Origin of the sequence: Corynebacterium sp. USCH3 (genome assembly GCF_037619475.1) — a bacterium.
Taxonomy (GTDB): Bacteria; Actinomycetota; Actinomycetes; order Mycobacteriales; family Mycobacteriaceae; genus Corynebacterium.
This window is the reverse complement of the sequence record NZ_JAQPZT010000009.1, coordinates 1-2,325: the sequence shown is the minus strand read 5'-3', so window position 1 is coordinate 2,325 and position 2,325 is coordinate 1. Positions and strand designations below refer to the sequence as shown.

Annotated in this window: 2 protein-coding genes; one reads left to right on the top strand and one right to left on the bottom strand. The window is 63.4% G+C overall.

Translation table 11 applies throughout. The features are described from left to right. The first annotated feature begins 1,154 nt into the window (after nt 1–1,154). On the top strand, nt 1,155–1,391 hold the full coding sequence (locus PQI66_RS15400; RefSeq protein ID WP_339999411.1) for a hypothetical protein: 237 nt from the start codon (nt 1,155–1,157) through the stop codon (nt 1,389–1,391). A gap of 41 nt (nt 1,392–1,432) precedes the next feature. On the opposite strand, the gene PQI66_RS15395 is transcribed toward PQI66_RS15400, so the two are convergent. Then, nucleotides 1,433–1,753, bottom strand: a complete 321-nt coding sequence (locus tag PQI66_RS15395; RefSeq protein WP_339999410.1) for an HAD family hydrolase — start codon at nt 1,751–1,753, stop codon at nt 1,433–1,435. Between the last annotated feature and the right edge of the window lie 572 nt (nt 1,754–2,325).

The window sequence follows — 2,325 nt, the reverse complement described above, 5'->3', positions numbered from 1 at the left end:
ACCACAACCGCCTGCCAGAGAGCGCCACTCCTCCACAGGCCCCCGCCTCCGTTGCCTCCCTACCCGACCCGTCGCCGCGGGTCGCTCGCCCTTCTGTTCTGGTCACGCCCCGTCTCTGCCGCACTCCTTCGTCGTTTGCGAGTGACCGCGACGGAGCCACTGCTCTGGTCGTCTACTATCCTGCCGTCCTGCGAAGTTGAGCCGAGCCGAATCCGAAGGACAACGAATGACGATCGCGCAGTTCTTCCGCGCCGTCGCTGTCCCAGGACGCCAATTCGACCAGGATGTCGGACGATGTCGGACTCTCCCGTCGCTCCCGCAGACGTTCCGGTTGTTCTCTCGAACGACTAACGGAACATCCGGGGACACTCGGCAGTCGCCTTCGCTTCAGGAATACGGGGTATGCGTGCGCGCCGGCAGGAGGCCGCCAGCGCTGTCCAGCACTCACATCACTGGTACTTGGCCTCTAGAGACTGCACCGCGCCGTTCCAGGCCCCGCCCCGCCACCCGTCATCGCTTCGCCCCTCCCAAGGGACTCCGCCGTATTCAGGCTTCGCGCCAAGCGGGTCTACTCAAGCGAGACGGATAGCTACTTGACGCCGGTGAGGAGATCAACCGGGGGCTATGACGGCACGGCTGCCGGCATCCGAGACAAGCGTCGGTGACATTTTCCTCGTCTGTTTGGACGTCGGTGCCCCCTGTGACTGTGAGGAGCATGCCGATCGACAGCTCGATCGGGCCGGCCGTGGAACTGCTCATCAGCCAATGCCCCCATGACGCCGCTGGCGGCGCAGACACCGACGGCCAGGCCGCGGCCCTGTCCCCGACCTCCCCGCGACCGATGAGCTCACCGGCCACGCTGGCTCCCCGCATCACCGACGTCGGTAGTGTGAACGGGCCCGAACCCCCCATGACAGCAGCACACCCAAAGGTAGAGGACAATCCCCGGAGAAGAGCAGGCAGGTATCAGATCAGCCGGCGACAGGGCGTGTCACCGACGTCCTGAGACATCACGCCTGAGTGTGCCGACATGACCGCATCGTCAGGCGTTTCGTCGTCGATAGGACGATGTGCCTACATCTGCGGTGCTCGAGCGCCACGACAAGCTCTTGGGTCTATTGCTCCAGCAGAGTGCAACCGTAGGGAGCGAAGACGTGGGTGACACCGGTTTCCCGGTGAAGCTCGCCGAAGAAGCACTGTCGAAGGTGGATCCCGAACTGGTCATCACCTCCGCTGTCGGGGCAGCCGTGAAGGATGCTGCGCGCAATGATGCACCGCGTCGGCCGACTGCCTCCTCTGACAATCCTGGCACCTGCGTAAAAGACATCCACGGGGGCAGCAGCGCCGATCTCCGGCCACCCGGTACTGCCGGCAGTGATGCGCGAGTCTAACGACGCTGAGTTAATCGACGTGCCCCGCAATACTCGGAGAGCTACCCCACGGGGCGCGGGCCCGTCCCGAGTCTCTCCCCTGCGTCCGTCAAGAGCGGACGCAGGTCATTCAGGTCGGTGCACTCGGCGACAATGGCCATCGACCCTGGTACCTCCTGTCCGTGGTCGTTGACCCAGGCGGCATCGATTCCGAGCCCTTGTGCTCCGGCGATGTCGGCTCTCAGGGAGTCGCCGACATGAAGAACCTGTTCGGCGGGCAAGCCCAACAATCCGAGCCCAGCATCGAACAACTCCGCTCGTGGCTTATAGGAGCGAACCTCCTCGCTGGTAACGCTGAGAGGCACCGCCGCATATCGCCGCATCGAGATCGGCCCTGTCGATGTTCGACACCACACACACCGGAACGGGACAGGAGGCCAAGAAATCCCGGCTGCCAGCACGTAGGTCGGGGCGCCGCCAGTAACTGAACTGTTCACGGACCAACTCAGTTGGGTCGAGGGTGGAGCCGACCAGTTCGAGGAGCGAGGACAACGATGCGACTTCTAGCTCCCGCTGGGTACGAAACGTCGGGCCGTACGATGCTCCGAGCAGATCAGAGAACGCAGCGCCCCACGCTTGTGCGAGTGCTGGCCCCGAGTGCTCGGGGTGATCACGGACTATCTGGCGGATGATACTTCGAATGACCGGGCCGCCTTCTTGGACAACGGTCCCGTAAAGACCCAGAAGAACACCTCGATACGCCCTACTCTTCAGCAGCGCATACGGCCCTTTCCAGGACAAGAGTGCGACAATCCCCACCAGCTACTACCGACGACTCCTGGATGAGGCTCGCTGCTTGTGTGGTGGTGGGCACCACACCCCGGAACACGCACAAAAAAAGGGGAAGACCCCACAACCGCCAGCACAACACTGACGACCATGAGGCCTTCCCACA

Bases quoted from the DNA above. Each gene is read 5' to 3' on its own strand.
- PQI66_RS15395 (WP_339999410.1), bottom strand. From the start codon at position 1,753: ATGCGGCGATATGCGGCGGTGCCTCTCAGCGTTACCAGCGAGGAGGTT.